Raw genomic sequence first — 26,059 nt, 5'->3', positions numbered from 1 at the left:
GGCTGAGCAAAAAATCAGAACTTGGACACCCATCTCTTTGACTCTGGTGATGCAACACCTTGTTCAGAAAGATGGGTGTCATAAATTTTGGTGCTTTTGGCTGTGGGCACATGCTCCCGACCTCAACCCGTTTGCTGGCGCGAAGTGATGGAGCCTAACGCATCAAACACCGGTGCAGCTCTGCTGCGTCCGAGCGCTTTGACTTGTTATACGCTTACACTTTAAACGAGTGCGCATTGGTTTCTTGATTAAAAATTATTTTAATTTCTTCATCAATGAAATATTTATTAATAGATATAATGCATTCAAATGTTAGGTCGCCATTAATGGTCAGACTTTCTAGATTTAGAATTTGCTGATAAAGAGTGTAATTTACTTTTGCACTTCTCTTTAGATCTTCCTCATTTTTTATCTCTAATTTTGCAATTCCTGTCTGGACTCTATGTATCCACTCAAAGACTTCAAAAGTCACATGTTTTCGTATCTCCAATTCCACTACGGGAACCGCTTGATTGACTATATTCAGCAATTCTACATATTCTTGACGAAGTTGCTCTGCGCTGTTCACCTCGAGCAGGTAATCTCTTTCGGAATGAAACCAAGCATCTTTATTATTAATATTCAGATAATCAACTTTAGACTGAGTGTAATAATGCTCGATCTCACCCTTCGGGAAAATATATGTATTCGTTGTTTTGAAAGCGTTTAGTAATTGTTCAAGTCGACCAGAAACAAGATTAAAGTTAGCAAGCAAATCACCATTGAAGACATTGCTAAGAATAGATCTAACGTTAATTATTCCTAAAAGCATAGTTACTCTTTTTTTGTGGGTCTCTTCATCTGAAAAGTCTTCTAGCCTAGCTTTTAGAGATTTAACCTGCTCAATGTCAAAATCGTTGTTGATCACATGGTCAGCTAGCAAAGATAACTTGCTTTCTAAATCACCAATCTCTGCAGATACACTTACCCCAATTCCATTACTTTGAATATATAAATTGGCTCTATCATCTTCACAGATTACACTTCTCAATCTTCCTCGAAAGAGTGCATCTAAATCAGCGATGATTCTACAATCAACCTTAAGCGCTTGGCACAATCGGTAAAAGACACCAAGCTCATCTTTGCCTCCGACATCAATTACACACGAGCCAGAAGCACCAACATTGATTCCAAGCCTTTCAAAAAGAATAGAAATTAATTGCTGGTCCGTATAGCCCTCCACGAAAACTGGATTAGGTGAAAAGAAGAATTGCTTATGGTGAGTATTAAACCTAGGCAGGAATCTATTTAAAACATATTGATCATTTTCGTCTAAATCAGAGATGTATGTAGGAACCTTTCCTGGCCCGCAGACTAGTATACTCTTCAAATCATTGAGTGATTTTATATCAATGAAATATGGGGAGTGTGTTATGAGAAAAATGACTTTCTTACTTGGATCTTCGAGAGGGTTCCCCGCGACCTTTCTCAGTTCTTCGAGAAAAAATGACTGGTATTGCGGGTGTAGATGAAGTTCAGGCTCGTCGAAAATTATGCAGTTTTTTTCTGGTTCATAAAGAAAAGCAAGCAGAGTAATTAGTTCTTTTAATCCATGGCATTCACTTTCGCTTAAACCATACTCATTCCCTGACGCTTTGTTTTGCATCATCGGCTTTAAAAAACCACCTTGTTCTGCCAATCTTATGGTTTTGCCAAATATATCTGAAAGTAAGGCTTCAATTTTAATTCTAATATCAAGCCTTTCTTTTAGTATGATAATTCCTGAGGAAGAAAGACCATGTCCTTCAGCTCTGCGCTTATAATCTTCAAATAACGAAATATCAAATCCTTGAGCTAAGGAACCACCACCAAATCGACCTTCGTGTTTTTTCTCAAGACCAACTAACCTTTCTGCGCTTAAATATCTTGCTTTAAATCCACCATTACTAAATTGACTCTTTAACTGTTCAGCAAGGAGAGTCTTCCCTGTGCCGTTAGGACCAACGATGTAATTTATGTAACCCCATTTGTTTTTATTGAAATGATGCTCGCCCCATAGTTGCGGAATAGAGATATCAATATTTTTCTCAATCATATTTTTACCCATTTTTCTCTAATCATGCTTGGCGCATAACGGCGGGCTAAAAACACGTCACGTTATAATGCTAAGCTGTGAGTGAATATTTGCCATGTATGAGCGATAGCGAGTTTGGCACGCGTTCACGGATGAGGCTGACTTAAGCGCCTTGCTAGCAAACTATTTGCATCCTTCTTTTTAAAATATATTCGAAAACTTCTTTTCTTTGATAGGCAAGAGATATCAATATTTGATAAAGGTTAATGTGTTGCAATAAAGTCTCTGAATCAAAGGGCTGCTTTGCTTTACGTTGCAATAAGCCATAGCGATATTCATTAAATCGTTCTATATCCTCATTAGCCATATTTATCTCTCTTTGAGGACCTTCTTCGTTCATAATTTTAATTACACTATCTGGGTAATTAATCTTGAAATACCTTGATTGATTTTTTACGATATCATCAGCCCACATTTTTAAATAACCACTCTCATTGATTATCTTTGCTACAGCTTTATCTAATTCCACATTGTGAAGAGCTAAATCTAAAACATCTTCGATGGTTTGAATTTTGTTGTTTGAAATAGCCCTGACGTTCCTAAGAAGCTCATTCGTTATGTTAGTTTGTTTTGATACTGAGTTTTTCATTGAGTCATTGGCAAACTCAATCTCCTCTTCAGTTGCAACTTCAGAAACAGACTCAATTACAGAAAAGCTTTTTGATAATAACAACTCTGCAGGAGTACACAGCGTATAGTCTTTTGAAATTTTTATACCGGCATATTCATAAGATTCAGCTACTAACTTCGAACAAAACTGAAGTGGTTCATTTTTAGACTTTTTACTAAAGCCTGTTTTGTACGCAATTCCTGCTTTCAATGCTTTAGTTTTAGTGTATTCAGTACCTATTTGAGACCTGGCTAGTTTACAAAGTTCCTTTAATCTAACCTCTGTCCATTCCTTTGTTTCAATGCATCTCATAACTTGGACGTCATTAGAGTTTTTGAATAACATTCTTTGAATATTAACAGAGTGGACACCATCACCATCAGCATGGATACAAGAAGAGTCAGTTACATAAATTAATACATGAGAGTAATCACAGCCTAGTGACTTTCTAATAGCCCTACTTGTCGGACTTTCGTCACGCGTAAAAATCAAGTCACCTACTTTTAATTTTTCTTTATTTAAGAGATACATACTTATCGTCATCCATAGCTTGCTAACGGTGATTAGATAGAGGGTGGCATAATCCGATAGCCTAGCCTTAAATATAACTCGGGTCTGCCCTGATAGTTGCCAAGAGAAAATAAAATCATTAGATCACCAGTTTACCTCTGATATCTGAGCGTATTCTCTTGCCTTCTCTTTTTTGCTCTACACATTACACACGGTATAAAAACAAAGATAAAGAGTCGGTTGTGGCATGCGTCAGCAAGGCTACCGCCTCTGATCTCCAGCTCCCAGTCTGCTGCCTTTCACCTGCGAGATAGCAACCATCGCTGCCATGACGCTCTCCCTAGAGACAGAGTGTCGATTGCTATCATAAGGGGCCGGATTGAGACATTGAAAGAGGAAGTTGATAGAAACCTGAGCTGGCTCAATCAATTAGTGAGCAACTGCCTTTTTAAGTGAGCTGTTGGGTGAGCAGAAGTGCGAAAACTCCCCTCACCCCAACCCTCTCCCGGAGGGAGAGGGAGCTTGTTTGCAGTTAGACGGGAGTTGAGGGCTGGCACAGTTTTGATCCCCCTCTTGTTCGCTGAGGTGAGCCCTCTTGTCCAGGCCGCGAGGCAGGATGCCGAGCGAGTGGCGTTGGGCCATGGACGGCCCATCGGCGCGTGCCGTTGGACAAGAGGGTGAGCCGAAGGAACCCGACGTCAGTCGGGCGAATAAGCGGGGGAGAAGACCTTTGGTGACTTTGGGTCTTTCCAAAGTCACTCGCCCCAGCCCGAAGGGCGGGCGAAACCCCGTCGAGGGCAGGGCCCTCGCATCCTGCGTGGCAAAGCCACGCCATCACATCCAATCCGCGAATGTCCGAATACACGACCCTATTCGAACCTACGGGCACCCATCAAATCGGTAACCTTCGGGGAACCCTGACTCCCCTCACCCTGCCCCTCTCCCGGAGGGAGAGGGGACAAAGATATAGGAAGCAAAAGAGATAAATAGAAAAGGGAGCCCAAGTGGGCTCCCATTATGCTGGCTGGCTGGCTGGCTGGCTGGTTAGGGTCAACGGCATCTGACCCTATACCTGCCCCTACTTATTGGTCGCCGCCTTCATCCCTTGCACAAACTCCTTCAAGCGAATGAGCATGTGATCCGGATCCTGCTGGTGGGTCTCGATGATCTTGACCACGGCGGAGCCGGAGATGGCGCCAGCGGCGCCCGCCTTGATGGCCTCCTTCACCTGCTGGGGATCGCTGATGCCGAAGCCGAGCAGGGCAGGGGGGGCCTTGAACTCGTTGAGGGTGTTGATCAATCCCTCCACCGGCATGCCAGCCTTGGTCTCGGCACCGGTCACACCGGCACGGCTCACCAGATAGGTGTAGCCACTGCCCAGCTCCGCCACGGCTTTGAGGGTCTCGTTGTCGCCGTTGGGCGGCGCGATGAAGATACTGTCGATGCCGAACTTGTCAGCGGCGGCCTTGTAGGGCTCGCACATCTGCACCGGCACGTCCGCCACCAGCACCGAATCCACCCCGGCCTGCTGGCACTTTTCATAAAAACCGTCGATGTGGCGCACATAAACGAGATTCGCGTACACCAGCAGGCCAATGGGCATCTGGGGGTACTTGGCGCGGATGCGGGTCAGCAGCTGGAAGCAGCCATCCGGGGTGGTGCCGCTGGCAAAGGCGCGCAGGGCGGCGCCCTGAATGGTGGGGCCGTCCGCTACCGGGTCGGAGAAGGGGATGCCCAATTCGAGCGCATCGGCGCCCCCTTCGACCAGGGCATCGACGATGGCCAAGGAGAGTTCAGGGGTGGGATCCCCCAGCATCACGAAGGGGACGAAGGCGCCTTGCTTGGCCTGTTCCAGACGGGAGAAGAGTTGTGCGTAGCGGTTCATTTGCGGCTTCCTTCTTTGTCAAAGCTCTCGGTTTCCAAAATATCGGCAACGGTGAAGATGTCCTTGTCGCCACGGCCCGAGAGGTTGACGATCAGCACCTGCTCCTTCTCTGGTTCGCTGCGCGCCATCTTGAGGGCGTGGGCCAGGGCGTGGGAGGACTCCAGCGCCGGTATGATGCCCTCGCTTCTGGCCAGTTCCTGGAATGCATCCAGGGCTTCTTTGTCGGTGATGGAGACATATTCGGCGCGGCCGATGGCGGCCAGATGGGCGTGCTGGGGGCCGACCGAGGGGAAGTCAAGCCCCGCCGAGACCGAGTAGGACTCCTGAATTTGCCCCTGCTTGTCCTGCATCAGGTAGGAGTGCATGCCAAAGAAGACCCCCTTGCTGCCATGACCGAGCGGCGCGCCATGCTCGCCAGATTCGATGCCGTGGCCGCCGGGCTCGACGCCGATGAGGCGCACCCCCTCTTCGGGGATGAAGTCGGCAAAGATGCCGATGGCATTCGATCCGCCGCCGACGCAGGCGATCACCGCATCGGGCAAGCGCTCTTCCTTCTCGAAGCACTGCACCTTGGCCTCTTCGCCGATCATCTTCTGGAACTCACGGACTATGGTCGGGAAGGGGTGGGGACCTGCGGCGGTGCCGAGCAGATAGTGGGCGGTTTCGTAGTTGGCAGCCCAGTCACGCAGCGCCTCGTTGCAGGCATCCTTGAGGGTACTTGAGCCCGAATGCACCGGTATCACCTCGGCGCCCATCAACTTCATGCGAAACACGTTCGGCTTCTGGCGCTCGCAATCCTTGGCACCCATATAGACCCGGCACTTGAGGCCGAGCAGGGCGCAAGCAAGGGCAGTGGCGACCCCGTGCTGACCGGCGCCGGTCTCGGCGATGATCTCGCTCTTGCCCATGCGTTTGGCGAGCAGGGCCTGCCCCAACACCTGGTTGGTCTTGTGGGCGCCGCCGTGCAGCAAGTCTTCACGCTTGAGGTAGAGGCGGGTCTGGGTGCCACGGGTCAGGTTGCGCGCCAGGGTGAGCGGGGTGGGGCGGCCAGCATACTCAGTCAAGAGAGTCTGAAACTCTTCGACGAAGGCGGCATCTTCCCTGGCATCCACGAAGGCTTTCTCCAGCTGGAGCAGGGCGGGCATCAGGATCTGGGGTACATACATACCGCCAAATTCACCAAAAAACGGATTGAGCAGAGTCATGGTCTATTCCTTGTCCTATTCATAAAATGCGAATCGATAGAAGCGAGAGCTTAGAGCTGCCTGAGGGCGGCAAAGGCGGCCTCAAGCTTGCTGGCATCTTTCTGGCCGGGGGCGCTTTCCACCCCGGAGTTGAAATCGAGGCCCAGGCAACCGACCTGGGCGGCGCTCAGGGCATTGTCCGGATTGAGCCCACCGGCCAGCATCAGCCGGGACTTGTCTAGCCCGTCTAGCACTGTCCAGTCGAAGGCCTGGCCGGTGCCACCGCTCTGGCTGCCGACTTTTGTATCCAGCAGCAGCCTATCTGCCGGGAAGTCGAGGGCGGGCAGCGGCTCGCCGCTCGTGATGCCGACCGCCTTCCAGATCTCGCAGTGGACGGGCAACAGGGGGCGCAGCGCCTCGATATAGGCGGCGTCCTCCTCCCCGTGCAACTGCACGGCGACGAGCCCGAGGGCCTCGACCGTCTTGGCGATGGTCTGGGGCTGGGCATTGCGAAATACCCCCACGTAGCTAAGCGGTGCGCCAGCCATCACGGTGCGGGCGCTCGGGATATCCACATAGCGCGGGCTCTTGGCCACGAAGATGAGGCCGCCAAACACGGCGCCGGCCTGGTGGGCGGCGGTGGCATCCTCGGCGCGGGTCAGGCCGCACACCTTGTTCTGACCCAGGACAAGCCTTCGTACCGCCGCCTCCAGATCCGGCTCGCTCATCAGGGAGGAGCCCACCAGGAAGCCCTTGGCATGGCGACGCAGGTCGGCGACCTGGCTGCGATCCTGGATGCCGGACTCGCTGATGACCACCCGATCTCCTGGGATCCGCGCCGCCAGCTGGCGGGTACGATCCAGGCTCACGCTCATGTCCCGCAGGTCTCTGTTGTTGATGCCGATCACCGGCGAGCCCAGCGCGATGGCACGTTCCAGCTCCTCTTCGTTGCTCACCTCGGTCAAGACCCCGAGGCCCAGCTCCCTGGCGACGGCGAACAGGGTGCGATAACCCTCATCGGTCAGCACCGAGAGCATCAAGAGGATGGCGTCCGCCTGATAGTGGCGGGCCAGATAGACCTGATAGGGATCTATCATGAAGTCCTTGCAGAGCACGGGTTGCTTGACCCTGGCCCTGACTCTGGGCAGGAAGGCGAAATCCCCCTGAAAGAATTTCTCGTCGGTCAGTACCGAGATGGCGGTGGCGTATTTGCCATAAATATCGGCGATGGCTTCGGGGCTGAAGTCGTCGCGGATTAAGCCTTTGGAGGGAGAGGCCTTCTTGCATTCGAGAATAAAGCGAGTGCCGCCTGCCCGCAGTTCCCCCTCAAAGTCGCGGTCACTGGGCAGCAGCGCACCCTGGAAGCTTGCGAGAGGCTGGGCCAGTTTGCGGGCCGCCACCCACTCCTGCTTGGCAGCCACAATGTTGCCGAGAATGGTCTGGCTCAGGGAGGGGTGGTTAAGCATTTCGATATCCTTGCTGCGATTAGTGGTGTTGAGTCCCGCTGACATCATGCCTCCTGATGGCTCAGGGTGGCCAGCGCCTGGGCGAGGGCGCTGGTTTCGCCGCTGGCGAGCTTGGCCAGTACCTGGGCGGCGGCACGCTTGAGATCCGGGGCCTTGCCTGCCATCACCAGCAGCGGGGCCACGTTGGCGGCGATGGCGGCATTGTGGGCCTGGGTGCCTTCTCCTGCCAGGATGGCGGCGGTGATGGCCCGGTTCTCTTCCGGCTCGCCCCCCTGAATGGCGCTGACCGGGTAGGTATCGAGCCCGAAATCGGCCGGGGTGAGCAAGTACTCACGAATCTCGCCATCGCGGATCTCGGCGACCTGGGTCGGGCCATGAATGGCCACTTCGTCCAGGCCTGCGCCGTGCACCACCATACCGGTTTTCAATCCCAAGGCCAGCAGGGTTTCGGCGATGGGGCGCACCAGCTCGGGGGCATAGACCCCCATCAGCTGATAGGTGGGGCGGGCGGGGTTGATAAGCGGCCCCAAGACGTTAAATAGCGTCCTGGTTTTCAAGGCCTGGCGCACCGGCATGGCATGGCGTACCCCGGCGTGGTACTGGGGGGCGAACAGGAAGCAGATACCGAGCTCATCAAGGCAGCGGCGGGCCTGTGCCGGGCTCATGTCGAGCCTGATGCCCATCTTGTCGAGCAGATCGCTCGAGCCCGATTTGCTTGAGACCGAGCGGTTGCCATGCTTGGCCACTTTCAGGCCGCAGGCGGCGGCGACCAGGGCCGAGGTGGTGGAGACATTGATGGTATTGAGGCCATCACCGCCGGTGCCGACGATGTCGCAAAAGGGGTAATCGGGGCGCGGAAAATCCCGGGCCTCGGCCAGCAGCGCCTCGGCGGCGCCAGCTATCTCTTCGGGGGTCTCGCCCTTGAGCTTGAGGGCAGTCAAGAGGCTTGCGAGCACTATGGGATCCACTTCGCCGCGCACCACCTGACCGAAGGCGTCACGGGCTTCGTCGCGGGTGAGAGACTGTCCCTGATAGAGGGTGTTGAGATGATGCTGCATGAGGGTCTCCTTACCGCACACTACTAACTGGACGGGTGATATGGGCGAGCGCCTGGGTGAGCAGGCGGGCCCCTTCGCACGTCAATATGGACTCGGGATGGAACTGGAAACCGAGCACTCGCTCATCCTGTTGCTCGATGGCCATGGGCATGCCCTGATAGTGGGCAATCACCTGCAGCTCTTCCGGCACATAGGTGGCGACCAGGGAGTGGTAGCGCGCCACCGGCAGGGGGCTCGGCAGACCGGCGAAGGCGCCGTGGCCGTTGTGTTCTATCAGGGAGCGCTTGCCGTGGACTATCTCGCCGGCGGCGCCGACGGTGCCGCCATAGGCTTCGCACAGGGCCTGATGGCCGAGGCAGATGCCTAGGATGGGCACACGGCCGCGGGCCAGCTTGATGAGATCAATCAGGCAGCCGGCCTCATGGGGGGCGCCAGGGCCCGGGGAGAGCACCAGCACGGCGTCGCCACCACAGGACTCTATCTCCGCCATGATGCGGGTCGCCGGCAGGCTGTTGCGATAGATGCGCACCGGATAGCCGAGGGTGCGGAACTGATCCACCAGGTTGTAGGTGAACGAATCGAAGTTATCGAGCAGGAAGATGTTAGTCATGGCTCACGTCCTTATGTTGCTCCTGCTGGGCGCTCAGGGCTTGCAGTGAGGTGCCATGGCTGGCGGCGATGGCGGCCAGCACGGCGGCAGCCTTGACGCGGGTCTCGTCCGCCTCCATCTGGGGCTTGGAGTCATAGACCACACCGGCACCGGCCTGGACATGGGCGATGCCATTCTTGACGAAGGCAGAGCGGATCACGATGCAGGTATCCATCTCCCCTGCGCCGTTGAGGTAGCCGACGGCGCCGCCGTAGCTGCCGCGTCTGCGCCCTTCCACCTCACGGATCAGCTCACTGGCCCGCAGCTTGGGGGCGCCGGTCAGGGTGCCCATGTTCATGCAGGCCTGATAGGCGTGCAGAGCATCCAGATCGGATCTCAGGGTGCCGACCACCCGGGAGACCAGGTGCATCACATGGCTGTAGCGATCCACCTTGAGCAAGTCCTTCACGTAGCGGGTGCCGGGCTCGGAGATGCGGGCGATGTCGTTGCGGCCCAAGTCGACCAGCATCAGGTGCTCGGCGACCTCCTTCTCGTCCTGGCGCAGTTCGAGCTCGATGCGGCCATCGAGATCCAGATTAATGCTGCCATCGGGGTTGAGGCCACGGCGGCGGGTACCGGCGATGGGGTACATCTCCACCTCGCGGCTCTTGGCGCAGAACTTGACTGCACTCTCCGGCGAGGCGCCAAACAGGGTGAAGCCCTCATCCTGCACATAGAACATGTAGGGGCTGGGGTTGGTCTGCTTGAGGCGGCGATAGGCGGCGAGCGGGTCGGGGCAGGGCAGGGAGAAACTGCGCGACGGCACCACCTGGAAGATGTCGCCCCGACGGATGAAGCCCTTGAGCCGCTCGATTTCGGCGCAGAACTGCTTGTCGTTCTTGTCCACGCTCATGCCCGTCGTCAGCACGGGGGCGGTCCGCGTGACGGCGAGGTCCTGCTGGCAGGCCAGCTTGAGGGCCGCCAAGCGGTCGGTCAGCCGGGCACAGCGCTCGTCCAGGTCCCCTTCGCCACCGAACAGGCAGGCGCTGAGCTGGGTGCTCTGCTTGATGTGATCTATGGTGATCAGGGTCTCGGCCACATAGAAGCAGTAGTCGGGGCAGTCGTTGCTGCCCTCCGGCACCTGGGGCAGATCTTCGAAGGAGGCAATCAGGTCATAGGCAAAGGTGCCCGCCAGGAAGAGCGCCTCTTTGCCGAGTTGGCAGTGCAGCTCGCGCTGCAGGGTGCGCAACACGTCCAGCACGCCATAGCCCTTGAGGCGGCTATCTTCATCCAGCTCCCGATCCGAGGCGGGAAAATCCAGCACCAGTTCGCCATCGGCATCAGCCTGGCTGATGAAGGTCGGCAGGTGAGCGCGCAACAAGGCTTGCAGCGCAGGGCCGTTGTCATTGAGGGGGCGCACTCGCACTCTGCGGCCCCGGCACTCGATGCGCAGGCAGGCATCGACCAGCAGCAAGCTCTGGGTGCCCGCCTTGGAGTCTATCTCCACCGATTCGAGCAGCAGGGTGTTGGGGCTCTCCTGACAGAGCCGGGTGAACAGGGCCAACGGGTCGGCCACATAAGGGGCGTTGAGCTTGAGGGCGTCAAATTCGCCCAGGGATAAACGAGTCATAAGGCCTTCCCTTGCGATGGTACTTGGCGTGTGCCTATGGATTGAAAACAGCGAGTCATGACGTTCTATTCCTTGAAATTGAGTGGGTTTTGTCCGCTTCAGTCGGGTTGCCATCGCCATGTCTGTTTAATCGGTTTCATCACGCGTCCATTTACCGGATAATAAAAAAGCCCGCTGGGGTCAGCGGGCTTTTTCTTTGTGTTCTTTATTTGCTGTCAGATTACAGGTACAGCAACGACCACACGCCCGCATGTCAGGGAATGTGCCACCACCAGTTAGCGTTCAGGGTGATTGTCGTTTGCATGATAGAGTCCTGTGACTGTCATTCGAGTGGATGCCCTTGGCATCGAAGTGCCTACAGAAAACGATAAAGCGGCGACCAAGTCAAGTCGCTTTTGCCAATTCGCCCTGAACCATGTGAGCGAGATAGCCAATGCGATTCGATCTGCACTGCCATACCACAGCCTCCGACGGTGTGCTGGCGCCCAGGGACCTGGTGCGCCGCGCCGCCGAGAAGGGCGTAGAGGTGTTGGCGGTCACTGACCACGATACCCTCGCCGGACTTGACGAAGTGCGCGCCACCATCACCGCCGAGCAGCTGCCGCTGCGGCTGGTGAGCGGGGTCGAGATCTCCACAGCCTGGGAGCATAACGAGATCCATATAGTGGCGTTGGGGGTGGATGAAAAAAATCCACTGTTGATGGATTTTCTTGCGGCCCAGCTCGCCCGGCGCGAGGCCAGAGCCCAGGAGATTGGTCGGCGCCTGGAGAAGTGCCAGATCCCCGGCACCTATGAAGAGGCAAAGCAGCTGGCCGGCGACGCCGCCGTCACTCGCGCGCATTTTGCCCGGGTGCTGGTGGCCCGCGGCATTGCCGACAACATGCAGAAGGTGTTCAAGAAATACCTGAGCCGGGGCAACAAGGGTTATGCCCCGGCCGACTGGCCCGAGATGGCGGCGGCGATCGCCGTGATCCACAGTGCCGGTGGCCTGGCGGTGCTGGCCCATCCCAGCCGTTATGATCTTACCGCCAAGTGGATCAAGCGGCTGCTGGTGGTGTTCAAGGCCGCAGGGGGGGATGCCATGGAGGTATCCTTGCCCCAGCAGAGCCCGGGGGAGCGCGCCAATCTGGGCCAGTGGGCCAAGGATCACGATCTCTATGTGTCGGTCGGCTCTGATTTTCACTTCCCGTCCAACTGGACCGAGCTGGGCCGCCATCTTTGGCTGCCCAAGGAGGGCACGCCGCTCTGGCTCGCCTATCCGGGCCATTTCGGACTCAGCAGCGATGAGCACCAGCGCTTGTTGGCGAGCCGTGCGACCTGAGTGGCGCCAGCCGATAGGCAGCGTGCTAAAGTGGCTATTGTATTGAAGGCAGGATGAGCCTGCCCTATTCCGGGAGGAATATATGACTCAGCATTTCTATGTACATCCAGACAATCCCCAGGCCCGTCTCATCAGCCAGGCGGTGCAGATCATTCAAAATGGTGGCGTCATCGCTTATCCCACCGACTCGGGCTATGCCCTCGGCTGTCACATGGGCGACAAGGGCGCTCTCGAGCGGATCTGCCGCATTCGCCGCATCGATCCCACTCATGATTTCACCCTGGTGTGCCGGGATCTCTCCGAGATAGCCACCTATGCCAAGGTGGACAACAGCGCGTTTCGTCTGCTCAAGAGCAATACCCCGGGTGCCTATACCTTCATCTTCAAGGCGACCAAGGAAGTGCCGCGCCGCCTGATGAACGAGAAGAAGAAGACCATCGGTATCCGGGTGCCCGCCAACAACATTGCCCTGGCACTGCTCGAGGCCCTCGGTGAGCCGCTGCTCTCCACCAGCCTGATCCTGGCGGGATCCGAGATGGCGGAGTTCGATCCGGAAGAGATCGCCGACAAGCTCGGCAAGCAGCTGGACCTGGTGCTCAATGGCGGTTACCTCGGCGAGCAGCCGACCACTGTGGTCGACTTCTCCGACGAAGACCCCGTGGTGCGCCGCCGTGGCGCCGGAGATCCCACTCCGTTTGAATGAGGCCAGCGCACCATCCCATGAGAGGGAGAAGATGACGCCGATGGTGGCCACACCCATCGCGACCGTACTGGGGCAGCCCTATCATGAGCTGCCCCAGGATCTCTTCATCCCCCCGGATGCGCTGGAGGTGTTTCTCGAAACCTTCGAGGGGCCGCTGGATCTGCTGCTCTACCTGATCCGTCGCCAGCAACTCGATATTCTCAACCTGCCGATCCTGCAGATCACCACCCAGTACATGTGCTATGTGGAGCTGATGCAGGGGCTCAATCTGGAGCTGGCAGCCGAATATCTGCTGATGGCGGCCTGGCTTGCGGAGATAAAATCCCGGCTGCTGTTGCCCAAGGCGCCCGAGCTGGAAGACGAAGACGAGGGGGAGGATCCCAGGGTCACTCTCATTCGCCGCCTGCAAGAGTATGAGCGCTTCAAGCATGGTGCCGAGCGGCTCGATGGCTTGCCCAGGGTGGAGCGGGAGATTTTTATTGCCGCCGCCCTGCCACCGGACTTTGGCGCCCTCAAGCCGCTGTCACCCGATGTCTCCCTGGTCGAGCTCGCACTCTACATGCAAAGTGTGGTAAAACGCGCGACGCATTTTGAGCATCACCAGATCCGCCGCGAGCAGATCCCGACCCGGGTACGCATGGCCGAAATTCTCGCCTTGCTCTCCCTGGGACAGACGCTGCAGCTGGCCGATGTGCTGCGCGCCGAAGAGGGGCGCATGGGAGTGCTGGTCAGTTTTCTGGCCCTGCTTGAGCTGTGCAAGGAGCAGCTTATCTGGATCTTGCAGGCCGAGCCGCTGGGCCCTATCCATTTCGCCCTGGCGAGCCAGATAGAAGAGGCGAGCGGACATGAGCAATGAGTCAATGTGGCTGGCCCTGCCCGTCGCGATGGCGGCAGGGGCGGCCATGGCCCTCCCGTCGGAAGGGGAACCGGGGGCCATCGTCATCATTCACGCGCGAGAGTTCATTAATTCGCCAGCCGACTTGTGGTATGCTGCGCCCCGCGATTTTTGCGCTGCGGCCATCTTTGGCGAGCGCGGTCTGACAAGTCTGGAGGAGAGTGGTCATGGCCCTGCCTGCTGAACGGCTCAAGACCCTGCTTGAGGCGGCGCTGTTCGTGGCGGGTCGGCCCTTGACGGTGAGCGAACTCAAGGGCGGCGTGCTGGCGGATTATCCGGTGACCAGCCGTTACGTGCAGCTGCTGCTGGCTGAGCTCAAGCAGGATTACAGCGAGCGGGGGGTGGAGCTCAAGGAGGTCGCCTCCGGTTGGCGTTTTCAGGCGCGCCAGGAGTATGCCGAAGAGCTCTCCCGGCTGTGGAGCGAGCGGGCGCCGCGTTACTCGCGGGCCGTGCTGGAGACGTTGACGCTGATTGCCTATCGTCAGCCGATAACCCGGGCCGAGATCGAGGCTATCCGTGGGGTGGCGGTCTCTAGCCAGATAGTGAATACCCTGAAAGAGCGTGGCTGGGTGCGCAGCATAGGCCACAAAGAGGTGGTGGGTCGGCCCGAGCTGCTCGCCACCACCCGAGAATTTCTCGATTATTTTAATCTGCAGAGCCTGGAACAGCTCCCCGAGCTGGATCCTGAACTGCAACAACCCTTGTCCGCCATGCTGGGCGAGGAGAGCGCTCCCCATTGAGCAAGCCGGTCGAATGAGCGGTGCGATCTGGTGAGTGCGGTATCTTAATCATTGAAGCGGTGGCGGATCCCCGTCTGGGATCCACCACAGTCATTACCCTTGCCCGGCATGCCGGACAGGGAACAACAATCAGGTAACCCCGATGAGTGAAAAACTGCAAAAAGTGTTGGCCCGCGCGGGTCACGGCTCCCGTCGTGAGATGGAGGCCCTGATCACCGCAGGTCGGGTCAGTGTGGATGGCAAGGCTGCCACACTGGGAGATCGCGTCGAAGTGAACGCCGTGATCCGGGTGGATGGTCATCAGATCAAGACCCGTGCTGCCGAAGAGCAGATCTGCCGTGTGCTGGCGTATCACAAGCCAGAAGGCGAAATGTGTACCCGCCACGATCCGGAAGGTCGTCCGACCGTGTTCGATCGTCTGCCCAAGATGGATGGTGCCCGCTGGATAGCGGTGGGGCGTCTGGACGTCAACACCTCGGGTCTGCTGCTGTTCACCACCGACGGTGAACTGGCCAACCGCCTGATGCACCCGAGCCACCAGGTGGAGCGTGAATACGCGGTGCGAGTGTTTGGCGAGATCACCGAGGCCATGCTGCAGCGTCTGCGCAAGGGCGTGCAGCTCGAAGATGGTCTGGCCAAGTTCAACAAGATCAAGGCAGCCGGTGGCGAAGGCCTGAACCAGTGGTTCAACGTCACCCTGACCGAGGGTCGCAACCGTGAAGTGCGCCGCCTGTGGGAATCTCAGGAAGTGCAGGTGAGCCGCCTGATGCGGGTGCGTTACGGCGACGTTACCCTGGATCGCGGCATCCCCCGTGGTGGCTGGAAAGAGCTCAAGCTGCAGGAAGTGAACTACCTGCGCGGCTTGGTCCACATGAACTACGAGACCGAATCCAAGGTCGATCTGCAGCAAGAGGGCAAGAGCACCCGTCACAAGCAGGCCGCCCAGATCCGCCGCGCCGTCAAACGCCACAAAGAGATGCAAGGCCAGGAGCCCCGTGCCCGCACTGCGAGCGCCCGTCGCAAGCCGACCTCCTCGACCCGCAACTCGGGTACCGGCAGCAAGTAAGCCGCCAGTCATGCTGACTGACGCGAAAACAGGGCCCGCACTCCTCAGTGCGGGCCCTGTTCGTTATGGGGGCGCCACAGGGCCCGGGGCTGTGCGCCTCAACCCTGTCCGCGGGAAAGGGAGGTTGCCTCGGCCCTGGCTCCTTGTTAGCCTCTGGCTATCGGATACAGGAGAAACTAATGAGCAAGGTACTGGATGAGCTGCTGGCACTGCTGGCGCTGGAGAAGATCGAAGAGGGCCTGTTTCGGGGCCAGAGCCAAGATCTCGGCCTGAGAGCCGTGTTCGGCGGGCAGGTCATGGGGCAGGCGTTGTCCGCCGCCAAGCAGACGGTGGCCGCCGATCGTCAGGTACACAGCTTCCACTCCTATTTTCTGCGCCCAGGGGATGCCAATAGACCCATCGTCTACGACGTGGAAAACATCCGCGACGGTCAGACCGTCTCCACCCGCCGGGTCAAGGCCATTCAGGGCGGCAAGCCCATCTTCTACCTCAACGCCTCGTTTCAAGTCGAGGCCGAGGGCTTCGAGCATCAGATCAGCATGCCGGAGGGGATCACGCCTCCTGAGTTGCTCAAGAGCGAGCTGGAGCTGGTGCGTCCCTATGAGCATCAGATCCCGCCCGCTCTGCGTGACAAGATCCTGTGCGAGAAGCCCCTCGAAATTCGCCCGGTGACCCTGGTCGATCCGATCCGGCCGGATGTCCACGAGCCGCTGCGCCACGTGTGGTTCAAGGCCAATGGCCAGATGCCGGATGATCCCAGGGTGCACAAGTACCTGCTGGCCTACGCCTCGGATTTCCATTTCCTGTTTGCCGCCCTGCAACCCCACGGCGTCTCTTACTGGGAACCAGACATACAGGTGGCCACCATCGATCACTCCATGTGGTTCCATCGGGACTTCCGCCTCGATGACTGGCTGCTCTATGTGGTGGACAGCCCGAGCGCCAGCGCCGGCCGTGGTCTGGTGCGCGGCCAGTTCTTTACCCGGGACGGGGTGCTGGTGGCGAGTACCGCTCAGGAGGGGGTGATCCGCCGCCGGGGGAGCAAGTGATGATGGGGACTATGGACGGAAACAAGCCATGACAATGCCCGCGATAGTCCCTGTGCTGCGCAGCTTCGATGAGGCCAAGATGCGTAGCTTCTACCTCGATTTCCTCGGTTTCAGCCTGGATTGGCAACACAGGTTCGCCCCTGAGCTGCCGCTCTATGTGCAGCTCTCCCGAGGATACTGGGTCTTGCACCTATCAGAGCATCATGGAGATGCCTGCCCGGGGGCGACGCTGCGCCTGAGCACTCAGCGGCTCGATGAGCTGCATGGCGACTTGTTGGCGAAAGCATACGGCAATGCCAGACCTGGCATCGAAACCATGCCCTGGGGCAGCAGGGAGATGACCATCTGGGATCCTTTCGGCAACAAATTCATCTTTAACGAGCCTCTGAGTGAGTAAAGGCCCCTCGGGGCTGAGCCATAAAAAACGGGAGCCAATGGCTCCCGTTTTTTTATGACCGTCAGAGTCAGGCTGCTTCAGACCGTGAGGTGCTATCACGCTGAGCGAAGCGATCGGCCCAGAGGGCGATGACGCCGTCACCGGTCACGTTGCAGGCGGTGCCGAAGCTGTCCTGGGCCAGGTAGAGGGCGATCATCAGGGCGATGGAGGCCTCACCGAAGCCGAGCATGGAGGTGAGCAGGCCCAGGGCGGACATGACGCCGCCACCCGGGGCGCCGGGCGCCGCTATCATGATGACCCCAAGCATCATGATGAAGGGCAACATGGTGCCGTAGCCCGGGATGGCCAGGTGTTCGGAGAGGTACATGACGGCGGTGGCACAGGTCACCAGGGTAATGGTGGAGCCGCACAGATGGATGGTGGCGCACAGGGGCACGGTAAAGTTGGCAATCCCCTCGCTCACCCCGTTCTGACGGCTGGCGCGCAGGGCCACCGGGATGGTGGCGGCGCTGGACATGGTGCCCAGGGCCGTGAAGTAGGCGGGCAGCATGTTCTTGAGCAGCATGAGCGGCGAACGGCCAAGGGCCAGCCCGGTGCCGACGAACAGCACACAGAGCCAGATCCAGTGCATCAGGATCGCCATCACCAGCACCACCCCGAAGGTCTTGAGGGTGGTGAAGACGGTGCCCTCCACCGTCATCTCCACGAAGACACCGGCGATATAGATGGGCAGCAAGGGAATGATCACCCGGGCCAGCAGGCGGTCGATGATATCGCGGCCCTGATCGGCGATACGACGCAAGTCAGTGGCCTCATTGGCGCTGATGCCGATCCCGAAGATGAAGGCGGCGGCCAGGGCCGACATGACCCCGAACAGCGGTGGTATCTCCATGCTGATATAGGAGACCAGCTTGCTTGCTGGATCCGCGCTGGCGGTGGCGGCCTCGGTCAGGGTCGGGATCAGCCGACTGGCCAGGGTGAAGGCGAAGGTGCCGGCCAAAATGGTGGAGCCATAAGCCAGGGCCACCGTCTTGCCGAGCAGCTTGCCCGAGTTCTTTGGCAGGCTGGCGATGCCGCTGGTGATAAAGAACAAGATGATGAGCGGAATGGTGAAGCCAATCAGCTGGCCGACCACCGTCTTGGCGGTGAACAGCAGACGGGCGACCCAGTCGGGGGCATAGAGGCCGAGCAGCAGACCGGCGAGGATGCCGGCGAGGAGTTTGAGCACGAGTTTCATGGGCAGATCCGGTATGAGTGTCTGACTTGTTATTGTCTTCTGAATTTAGTGCGGCTTTTTAACACATATACACTCTTATGTCTGTCTATGCCTTGTTATGGTGGTGTTAAGTATTGTGAAGGATGCATCTATCCGATAGATGCGGTTACGAGCCAGATGCCGGATGGCCTGGGTTGGCCCGCCCATGAAGACAAGGTAATACCAGGCCGGGGGCGCCACTCATCCGGGCCAGAGGAGTCGTCGGTAGCGGACTCTGACCGAGCCCATCCATCGATCAGAGTCAGCCCTTGCGCAGCAACAGATGGCGCCAGATTCGGGTCTCGGGGTCCGGGGGCAGGGGAGCCTGCCACTGCCGGATCAGATGCAGCGAGCGGGAGCTCAGCAGTGCCAGCTCATCGGTATCCATCCTGGCCTCTGCCTCGGGGCGGTCACTCTCCGCTGGCAGGATCAGCCGTTCACCGAGAGGGATGTTGCAGTAGAGGATGCCCCCGGTCTTGAGCAAGGCGGCCAGCCTGGTCAGCATCAATGCCCGCTGGGAGGCTGGCAGATGAGGAAGCAGATCACAGGCCCAGATGCCATCGAAGGGCACCACTGTGTGCAGCGTACTGATGTCGCCGACTCGCACCGGTAACTCCGCATGACGCGAAGCGCGCCTGGCCAGGGTGATATCGACCTCGATGGCACTCACCACATAGCCGCTTTGCTGGAAATGGCGGGCATCCTGCCCCTCGCCACAACCCGCATCGAGCAGATGCGCGCCGGGGGCCAGCTCATGGCAGAAGCTGTGATGGAGGGGGGCACGGGGGAGGAGATCGAGAGGGACAGCTACTGGCATCGGGGACTCGGGGCAATAGAGAGAGAAGTCCATGGTATCAAGGGGAGGGGGCCGAGGGCCAGATCCGCCCTGCGGCACCGCTCTTCAGGGGGTGGATTGCCGGAGCATCCTCTGGCGCTCAGTCACACCGGGCGGGCAGGTGGCGGAGTTGCAGGAAGAGGCTGTCGAGCAGGTAGTCGGCCTCCCGGGCCAGATCGATGCGCTCTGGGAAGTGCAGCCAGTTGAGGATGTAGCCATCCAGGGTGCAGTGCAGCAGGGTGGCCGCCCGGGTCAGATCCAGCGTGGAGGGCAGCTGACCGTGCTTCACCCCATTGGCGAGAGATCGTTCTATGTCCTGGGCGAAACGGCGTGACTCCTTGTGAATGTGCTCGCGCAGGGTGAAGGCTTCCCCTTCTATCTCTATGGTCTCCAGGCTGTACATGATGGTGAACATCTGGCGGTGACCCGGATCGCGGGTGATCTTGAGCAGCGCGTTGTGTAGGAAGAATCGCAGCCGGCCGAGGGGATCCGGTTCATCGGGATTGAGGCTGGCATCGAGCTGATGGGAGAGGGGCTCGCACAGCTCCTGCCACAGAGAGATAAACAGCTCTTCCTTGTTTTTGAAGTGCCAGTAGATGGCGCCCCGCGTGAGATCCGCCGCCTTGGCGATATCGGTCAGACTGGTCTTGGCCAGGCCCCGATGGCAAAACAGATCCAGCGCCGTGTTCATGATGTGGCAACGGGTCTGCTGAGCTTCTTCTTTTGTGCGTCTGGCCATCGTGGTTCGCTTAGTCCAAAAAGGGTGGTGATAATAACAAAAACCAATATACATACATTCGTGGATGTATGTATATTGCCCCATCTCAACCGATTTTACCAATGGGGGCCTAATGCCCCCTGAATGGTTGTTCGTAAGCAGACAGAGGATCAGGTGCTCCATGCATAAAAATAAAATTGCCCGTTCGGTCGGGCTGGCCTTGTTGGCAGCCGGATGGCTGGCGGGCTGTGGTGATAAAGAGGCCGCTCAGGCCCAGGCCCCGATGCCGCCCACCGCCGTCGAAGTGACCACGCTACACACTGGCCCCTTGCAGCTCACCACCGAGCTGACCGGTCGTACCGCCGCCCTGCGCATCGCCGAAGTACGTCCCCAGGTGAGCGGTATCGTGCTCAAGCGTCTCTTTACCGAAGGGTCTGACGTCAAGGCTGGCCAGCTGCTCTATCAGATTGACCCCGCCGTCTATCAGGCCAATGTGGCCTCGGCCGCGGCCAATCTGGCCAAGGCCCAGGCCAACGAGCGCAGCGCCCGTCTCAAGGCCCAGCGCTACGGCGAGCTGGTCAAGGTCAAGGCCATCAGCCGCCAGGAATTTGATGATGCCGATGCCGCCTGGAAGCAGCAACTTGCCGAGATAGGCGCCGCCAAGGCCGCGCTCCAGAGCGCCGAGATCAACCTCGACTACACCCGCATCACGGCCCCCATCAGCGGCCGTATCGGCCGCTCCGCCGTGACCGAAGGCGCCCTGGTCACCGCCCAGCAAGCCGCGGCCCTGACCACTATCCAGCAGCTCGATCCCATGTACGTGGACGTGAGCCAGTCCACCGCCGATCTGCTGCGTCTCAAGCGTCAGGTCGAGGCGGGCAAGCTGACCTCGGGTCAGGCCGATAATACCAAGGTAAGTTTCCTGCTTGAAGATGGCAGCGCCTACGGTGAATCCGGCGAGTTGCAGTTCTCCGATGTCAGCGTGGACGAGACCACCGGCATGGTGACTCTGAGGGTGATAGTGCCGAACCCGCAGCAGCTGCTGCTGCCCGGCATGTTCATGCGCGCCACCTTGAAAGAGGGTGAGCGCAGCCAGGGCCTGCTGGTGCCCCAGACCGCCGTGACTCGCACCCCCAATGGTGGCGCCACTGTCATGGTGGTCACCCCCGACAACAAGGTCGAGCTGCGAGATATTCACATCAGTCGCATCGTTGGCAGCAATTGGGTGGTGGAGTCCGGTCTCAAGGCCGGTGAGCGGGTCATCGTCGCCGGTCTGCAGAAGGTCAGGCCAGGTGCCGAGGTGGCGCCCAGTGAGCAGTCCGTGCAGGCGCAAGTCGCCCCGGCTAACAAGTAGGATGGAGTAGTCGCCTCATGGCACGATTTTTTATAGATAGACCCATATTCGCCTGGGTGATCGCCTTGGTGATCATGCTGGCGGGGGGCCTGGCCATCTTGACCTTGCCGGTCTCCCAGTACCCCACCATAGCGCCGCCGGCCGTGGGGATCTCGGCCAGCTACCCGGGCGCTTCCGCCAAGACGGTGGAAGATTCGGTGACCCAGATCATCGAGCAGAACATGACGGGGCTGGATCACCTGCTCTACATGTCTTCCCAGAGTGATTCGGCTGGCAACGTGTCGGTCACCCTGACCTTCAAGCCGGGCACGGATCCCGATATCGCCCAGGTGCAGGTGCAAAACAAGCTGCAACAGGCCATGTCACTGCTGCCCCAGGAGGTGCAACAGCAAGGCATCCGGGTGCAGAAGACCTCCAGCAGCTTCCTGATGGTGGCGGGCTTCATCTCCAGCGATGGCAAGATGAGCAACGATGATCTCTCCGATTATGTGGTGAGCAACATCAAGGAGCCCCTGAGCCGGCTGGACGGGGTGGGGGACATTACCCTGTTCGGCAGTCAGTACTCGATGCGTGTCTGGCTGGATCCGCATCGTCTCAATCGGGTGCAACTGACCCCGGCCGACATTCAGGCAGCCATCCAGAGCCAGAACGCCCAGGTGGCCTTCGGTAAACTGGGGGGCACCCCCTCGGTGAACGATCAGCAATTTACCGCCACCATCATGGGCCAGACCCGGCTCTCGACCGTGGAGGAGTTCAACGACATCTTGCTGCGGGTCAATCAGGATGGCTCCAAGGTGCGGCTCAAGGACGTGGCCCGGGTCGAGCTGGGCGGCGAGAACTATGACGCCGAGGCGCTCTACAACGGCCAACCCACCTCGGCCATCGCCATCAAGCTGGCAACCGGTGCCAACGCCCTGGATACCGCCGAGCATGTGAAGGCCAAGATAGACGAGCTCTCCCAGTACTTCCCGGCGAACATGAAGGTGGTCTATCCCTATGACACCACCCCCTTCGTGCAGATCTCCATCGAGGAGGTGGTGCAGACCCTGATTGAGGCCATCATCCTGGTGTTCTGCGTCATGTACCTCTTCTTGCAGAACTTCCGGGCCACCCTGATCCCGACCATCGCCGTGCCCGTGGTACTGCTGGGGACCTTCGGGGTCATGGCGGCGTTCGGCTTCTCCATCAACACCCTCACCATGTTCGGCATGGTGCTGGCCATCGGCTTGCTGGTCGATGACGCCATCGTGGTGGTGGAGAACGTGGAGCGCCTGATGAGCGAAGAGGGGCTATCCCCCCTGGAGGCGACCCGCAAGTCCATGGATCAGATCACCGGCGCCCTGGTAGGGATTGCCCTGGTGCTCTCCGCCGTGTTCGTGCCCATGGCTTTCTTTGGCGGCTCAACCGGCGCCATCTATCGCCAGTTCTCCCTGACCATCGTCTCGGCCATGGTGCTCTCAGTGCTGGTGGCCCTGATCCTGACCCCGGCCCTGTGCGCGACCCTGCTCAAGCCGATGAAGCATGGCGAACATGCCAGCCATCGCGGCCTGTTCGGCTGGTTCAACCGGGTGTTTGACGCCGGTGCCGATCGCTATCAGCGCGGTGTGGGCAAGGTCATCAAGCAAGGGGCGCGCTACAGCATCATCTATCTGGGGATGCTGGTGGTGCTGGCCGTGCTCTTCCTGCGCCTGCCGACCTCCTTCCTGCCCGAAGAGGATCAGGGGGTCATCATGTCCATGGTGCAGCTGCCGGTCGGGGCGACCAAACAGCGCACCGAGGCCGTGCTTGCCGAGATGCGTGACTACTTCCTCGAGACTGAAAAGGAGAATGTGGACTCCGTGCTGACGGTGGCGGGCTTCAGCTTCGCCGGTAGCGGCCAGAACAGCGGCATGGCGTTCATCAAGCTCAAAGACTGGAAAGAGCGTGACACCCCCGAGCGCAGCGCCAATGCCATCATAGGCCGCGCCATGGGCTATCTGTTCAGCATCAAGGAGGCTCAGGTCTTCGCCTTCAACTTGCCTCCCATCCCCGAACTCGGCACGGCCACCGGCTTCGACTTCTTCCTGCAAGACAGGGCGGGTCTGGGTCACGAGAAGTTGATGGCGGCGCGCAACCAGCTGCTCGGCATGGCGGCGCAGGATCCCAATCTGGTGCGGGTGCGCCCGAACGGGATGGAAGATACCCCCCAGCTCGACATCAAGATTGATTACGAGAAGGCCCTGGCTCAGGGGCTGACCGTGAGCGACATCAACAGCACGCTGTCGGCGGCCTGGGGCTCCTCCTATGTCAATGACTTCATGGATCGCAACCGGGTCAAGAAGGTCTACCTGCAGGCGGATGCGCCCTTCCGGATGAACCCGGAAGATCTCAAGCTGTGGTATGTGCGCAACAGCGAAGGGAAGATGGTGCCTTTCTCGGCCTTTGCCACCACCCAGTGGAGTTATGGTTCGCCTCGTCTGGAGCGTTACAACGGCGTCTCCGCCATGGAGATCGTCGGTGAGGCGGCCCCCGGCAAGAGTACGGGGGATGCCATGGCAGCCATCGAGCAGATGGTGAAACAACTGCCCGAGGGAATAGGTCTGGAGTGGACCGGACTCTCCTTCCAGGAGCGTCAGGCCGGCTCCCAGGCGCCAGCGCTTTATGCCATCTCGCTGCTGGTGGTCTTCCTCTGTCTGGCAGCCCTGTACGAGAGCTGGAGCATCCCCTTCTCGGTCATGCTGGTGGTGCCGCTCGGGGTATTGGGCGCCATTCTGGCGGCGACCATGCGCGGGCTGGAGAACGATGTCTACTTCCAGGTCGGCCTGCTCACCACCATAGGGCTGTCGGCCAAGAACGCCATCCTCATCGTCGAGTTCGCCAAGGAGCTCTATGACAAGGGGATGGGCTTGAGCGAGGCGGTGCTGGAGGCGGCGCGCCTGCGTCTGCGCCCAATCCTGATGACCTCGCTGGCCTTCATCCTGGGGGTCTTGCCGCTGGCCATCAGCACCGGGGCGGGGGCCAGCAGCCGCAACGCCATCGGCACCGGCGTCATGGGCGGCATGATCAGTGCCACTGTGCTTGCCATCTTCTTCGTGCCGCTCTTCTTCGTGCTGGTGATGCGTTACTTCACCAAGCAGAAAGATGCAGAGGCAGATGAGCAGCTCAAAGCGAGCAAGCAGGCATAAGCCCATGGGACTCAGCAAGTGGCCGTCACCTTGAGTGAGGGCATGACAGACAGAAGAGGGAGGCCTGTGCCTCCCTCTTTCTATTGGCGCCATGCCAACCTGCTGCCTTACCCCAGCGTTGAGCATAGAAAAAGGGCCACTTCTTTCGAAGTGGCCCTTTCCAAACGTTTGGTGGGCTGGGGGATGTTGAATCAGGTGGTTAATTATTTGATTTAAAATAAAAATCGTCAATTCAGAAAATTTAAATATGCCTAACTGTATGCCTAACACCAGAACCGCTGTAGTAACATGGTGTTATCTGGGCTGGAATGGCTTTTATGTGGCTAGTTAGTAGGGGAAGAGTTTTTCCACTGTTACCTTTGTAAAGGTAACTAACTCTTGCTAGAGGTGGCAATCTCTGTTGTATCAGCTCCTCGTTTGGAAAAAAATTCCCCGTCCAAAATTTGCCTATCTGGCGAGCCTGCAGGCGGTAGTTACCTCGCCACCGGCAGGTCCTCCCAGCGGGTGGTGTAACAGGGGCTCAAGTGTTCTTGTCGCATCATCCACTCGGGTGACCCCATGCCTTGGCTGGCAAAGCCTACGCGCCCCAATCCCTTGGCTTTGATCTGGTCCATCACTGCCATCAGCGCATCCGATTGAGCGGAGGACGGGACAAACAGATCGGCCTGTTGCTGCTCCTTGGGGGTGAACTCACTCAGCATGACGCCCCCTTCTGATAGCGGTAACCGTCTCGCCAAATCTGCGGTAGCAGCACGTTCACTTGCTGCAGCAACAACCGGGTGTCATCGCTAGGGCAGACCAGTCGGACACCAGCCTGCTCACTGTAGTAAGGCGCTCGTTCGTCAAAGGGGCTGGTTCGCACGAACAGGTGCACCAGCTGGCAACACATCCCCTCGGCCCTGAGTTTCTCTGCCGCCCGCCCCATAAAACCGTACAGCGCTTGCCCCCATCGCCCCCTGCTCGGTGATGCGCTCGCCAAAGGAGCGGTTGGATAGGATCTGTTGCTTGGCGGTAGGCTTCGATGGTCAGTTGGCTGCTGGGAATATCACAGTCCGGCCTTCTTCTAGAGCACCTTTAGCTAAGCACGACTAGAGCACCTTTAGCTAAGCACGACAGATGGGCCAACCAATCAGCTGGAGGTACCAGGACCAGATCAACCACAGTTCGTCTTTTAGTCATTCTGATCAAACTCAATACGCCAACGACGGTGTCAGCTTGGCAAATGGTCTGTTCGATGACGCCTGGATATGGGAGAATTGGCCAGACTTGGCAATCCGATTCCATTGCAGGCAAAAGCTGAAGGCAACCTAATGACTGATACAGATGGCGAGATCCTGACACTGGAAGAGGTCGCTACATACCTCAAAGCTGGGAAGCGGACGGTCTATCGTCTTGCCCAAAAGGGTAAGATTCCGGCGTTCAAGCTTGGAGGTACCTGGCGGTTTCGCCGCTCCGAGTTGGATAGATGGATCGCCGAGAGCATTAACAAAAAAAAGCCGGAGGCAGAGTGACTGTGC

23 protein-coding genes are annotated in these 26,059 nt (G+C 58.2%); 10 read left to right on the top strand and 13 right to left on the bottom strand.

Features of this window, described 5'->3' with window-relative positions:
* Positions 1-214: 214 nt before the first annotated feature.
* From M2366_RS02735 to M2366_RS02700, 8 genes are all read right to left on the bottom strand, one after another.
* Positions 215-2,086 (bottom strand): ATP-dependent endonuclease, encoded by a 1,872-nt coding sequence (locus M2366_RS02735; protein WP_259268891.1) that lies wholly within the window; start codon positions 2,084-2,086, stop codon positions 215-217.
* Positions 2,087-2,228: 142 nt separating this feature from the next.
* A complete protein-coding gene (locus tag M2366_RS02730; protein ID WP_259268890.1) occupies positions 2,229-3,254 on the bottom strand; it encodes a YiiX/YebB-like N1pC/P60 family cysteine hydrolase in 1,026 nt (341 codons plus the stop codon).
* 1,057 nt (positions 3,255-4,311) lie between these two features.
* Positions 4,312-5,118: a tryptophan synthase subunit alpha gene (gene trpA / locus M2366_RS02725; RefSeq protein ID WP_259268889.1), complete on the bottom strand. Its 807-nt coding sequence runs from the start codon at positions 5,116-5,118 to the stop codon at positions 4,312-4,314.
* Positions 5,115-6,323, bottom strand: coding sequence for a tryptophan synthase subunit beta (trpB, locus tag M2366_RS02720; RefSeq protein WP_224432524.1), 1,209 nt, complete (start codon positions 6,321-6,323; stop codon positions 5,115-5,117). The genes trpA and trpB overlap by 4 nt, the downstream gene beginning before the upstream one ends.
* A gap of 50 nt (positions 6,324-6,373) precedes the next feature.
* A complete protein-coding gene (trpCF, locus tag M2366_RS02715; RefSeq protein ID WP_259268888.1) occupies positions 6,374-7,813 on the bottom strand; it encodes a bifunctional indole-3-glycerol-phosphate synthase TrpC/phosphoribosylanthranilate isomerase TrpF in 1,440 nt (479 codons plus the stop codon).
* Complete coding sequence (gene trpD, locus M2366_RS02710; protein WP_259268887.1) at positions 7,813-8,826, bottom strand: anthranilate phosphoribosyltransferase; 1,014 nt, start codon at positions 8,824-8,826, stop codon at positions 7,813-7,815. Before trpD ends, trpCF begins: the two co-directional genes overlap by 1 nt.
* Before the next feature lie 10 nt (positions 8,827-8,836).
* On the bottom strand, positions 8,837-9,436 hold the full coding sequence (locus M2366_RS02705) for an aminodeoxychorismate/anthranilate synthase component II (RefSeq protein ID WP_259268886.1): 600 nt from the start codon (positions 9,434-9,436) through the stop codon (positions 8,837-8,839).
* Complete coding sequence (locus M2366_RS02700; RefSeq protein ID WP_259268885.1) at positions 9,429-11,045, bottom strand: anthranilate synthase component 1; 1,617 nt, start codon at positions 11,043-11,045, stop codon at positions 9,429-9,431. Before M2366_RS02700 ends, M2366_RS02705 begins: the two co-directional genes overlap by 8 nt.
* 433 nt (positions 11,046-11,478) lie before the next feature.
* Here M2366_RS02700 and M2366_RS02695 point away from each other — a divergent pair, with 433 nt between their 5' ends.
* The 7 genes from M2366_RS02695 (at position 11,479) to M2366_RS02665 (ending at position 17,216) form a co-directional block, all read left to right on the top strand.
* The gene (locus tag M2366_RS02695; RefSeq protein ID WP_259268884.1) at positions 11,479-12,366 is read left to right on the top strand and encodes an RNase RNM; all 888 of its coding nucleotides are present in this window, start codon (positions 11,479-11,481) and stop codon (positions 12,364-12,366) included.
* Between the two features lie 82 nt (positions 12,367-12,448).
* Complete coding sequence (locus M2366_RS02690; protein ID WP_042040300.1) at positions 12,449-13,069, top strand: L-threonylcarbamoyladenylate synthase; 621 nt, start codon at positions 12,449-12,451, stop codon at positions 13,067-13,069.
* Positions 13,070-13,100: 31 nt separating this feature from the next.
* The gene (locus M2366_RS02685; RefSeq protein ID WP_259268883.1) at positions 13,101-13,925 is read left to right on the top strand and encodes a ScpA family protein; all 825 of its coding nucleotides are present in this window, start codon (positions 13,101-13,103) and stop codon (positions 13,923-13,925) included.
* Between the two features lie 206 nt (positions 13,926-14,131).
* Positions 14,132-14,704: an SMC-Scp complex subunit ScpB gene (gene scpB / locus M2366_RS02680; protein ID WP_259268882.1), complete on the top strand. Its 573-nt coding sequence runs from the start codon at positions 14,132-14,134 to the stop codon at positions 14,702-14,704.
* Positions 14,705-14,846: 142 nt separating this feature from the next.
* The gene (gene rluB, locus M2366_RS02675; RefSeq protein ID WP_042040305.1) at positions 14,847-15,770 is read left to right on the top strand and encodes a 23S rRNA pseudouridine(2605) synthase RluB; all 924 of its coding nucleotides are present in this window, start codon (positions 14,847-14,849) and stop codon (positions 15,768-15,770) included.
* A gap of 179 nt (positions 15,771-15,949) precedes the next feature.
* Positions 15,950-16,819 carry an acyl-CoA thioesterase II gene (tesB, locus tag M2366_RS02670; RefSeq protein ID WP_224432529.1) on the top strand — a complete coding sequence of 290 codons (870 nt, stop codon included), beginning with the start codon at positions 15,950-15,952 and terminating at the stop codon, positions 16,817-16,819.
* Positions 16,820-16,847: 28 nt separating this feature from the next.
* The gene (locus tag M2366_RS02665) at positions 16,848-17,216 is read left to right on the top strand and encodes a VOC family protein (RefSeq protein WP_259268881.1); all 369 of its coding nucleotides are present in this window, start codon (positions 16,848-16,850) and stop codon (positions 17,214-17,216) included.
* 67 nt (positions 17,217-17,283) lie between these two features.
* Here M2366_RS02665 and M2366_RS02660 read toward each other — a convergent pair whose 3' ends face one another.
* From M2366_RS02660 to M2366_RS02650, 3 genes are all read right to left on the bottom strand, one after another.
* Positions 17,284-18,453: a dicarboxylate/amino acid:cation symporter gene (locus tag M2366_RS02660; protein ID WP_259268880.1), complete on the bottom strand. Its 1,170-nt coding sequence runs from the start codon at positions 18,451-18,453 to the stop codon at positions 17,284-17,286.
* Positions 18,454-18,733: 280 nt separating this feature from the next.
* Positions 18,734-19,288 (bottom strand): bifunctional 2-polyprenyl-6-hydroxyphenol methylase/3-demethylubiquinol 3-O-methyltransferase UbiG, encoded by a 555-nt coding sequence (locus tag M2366_RS02655; protein ID WP_259268879.1) that lies wholly within the window; start codon positions 19,286-19,288, stop codon positions 18,734-18,736.
* Positions 19,289-19,406: 118 nt separating this feature from the next.
* Positions 19,407-20,045 carry a TetR family transcriptional regulator gene (locus tag M2366_RS02650; protein WP_224432533.1) on the bottom strand — a complete coding sequence of 213 codons (639 nt, stop codon included), beginning with the start codon at positions 20,043-20,045 and terminating at the stop codon, positions 19,407-19,409.
* Positions 20,046-20,205: 160 nt separating this feature from the next.
* Here M2366_RS02650 and M2366_RS02645 point away from each other — a divergent pair, with 160 nt between their 5' ends.
* On the top strand, positions 20,206-21,378 hold the full coding sequence (locus M2366_RS02645; protein WP_259268878.1) for an efflux RND transporter periplasmic adaptor subunit: 1,173 nt from the start codon (positions 20,206-20,208) through the stop codon (positions 21,376-21,378).
* A 17-nt stretch (positions 21,379-21,395) separates the two neighbouring features.
* Positions 21,396-24,542 (top strand): efflux RND transporter permease subunit, encoded by a 3,147-nt coding sequence (locus M2366_RS02640; RefSeq protein ID WP_259268877.1) that lies wholly within the window; start codon positions 21,396-21,398, stop codon positions 24,540-24,542.
* Positions 24,543-25,015: 473 nt separating this feature from the next.
* Here the strand turns inward: M2366_RS02640 and M2366_RS02635 are convergent, their stop codons facing one another.
* Together M2366_RS02635 and M2366_RS02630 are read right to left on the bottom strand one after the other, a co-directional pair.
* A complete protein-coding gene (locus M2366_RS02635; protein WP_259268876.1) occupies positions 25,016-25,243 on the bottom strand; it encodes a DUF4113 domain-containing protein in 228 nt (75 codons plus the stop codon).
* Positions 25,237-25,431 carry a hypothetical protein gene (locus tag M2366_RS02630; protein ID WP_259268875.1) on the bottom strand — a complete coding sequence of 65 codons (195 nt, stop codon included), beginning with the start codon at positions 25,429-25,431 and terminating at the stop codon, positions 25,237-25,239. Before M2366_RS02630 ends, M2366_RS02635 begins: the two co-directional genes overlap by 7 nt.
* A 421-nt stretch (positions 25,432-25,852) precedes the next feature.
* Between M2366_RS02630 and M2366_RS02625 the strand changes: the two genes are divergently transcribed.
* On the top strand, positions 25,853-26,053 hold the full coding sequence (locus tag M2366_RS02625) for a methylation-associated defense system helix-turn-helix domain-containing protein MAD1 (RefSeq protein ID WP_259269102.1): 201 nt from the start codon (positions 25,853-25,855) through the stop codon (positions 26,051-26,053).
* The last annotated feature ends 6 nt before the right edge of the window (positions 26,054-26,059 follow it).

This window comes from Aeromonas sp. BIGb0405 (assembly GCF_024807335.1).
Taxonomy (GTDB): domain Bacteria; phylum Pseudomonadota; class Gammaproteobacteria; order Enterobacterales; family Aeromonadaceae; genus Aeromonas; species Aeromonas rivuli.
This window is presented reverse-complemented; position numbering and strand designations above follow the sequence as displayed.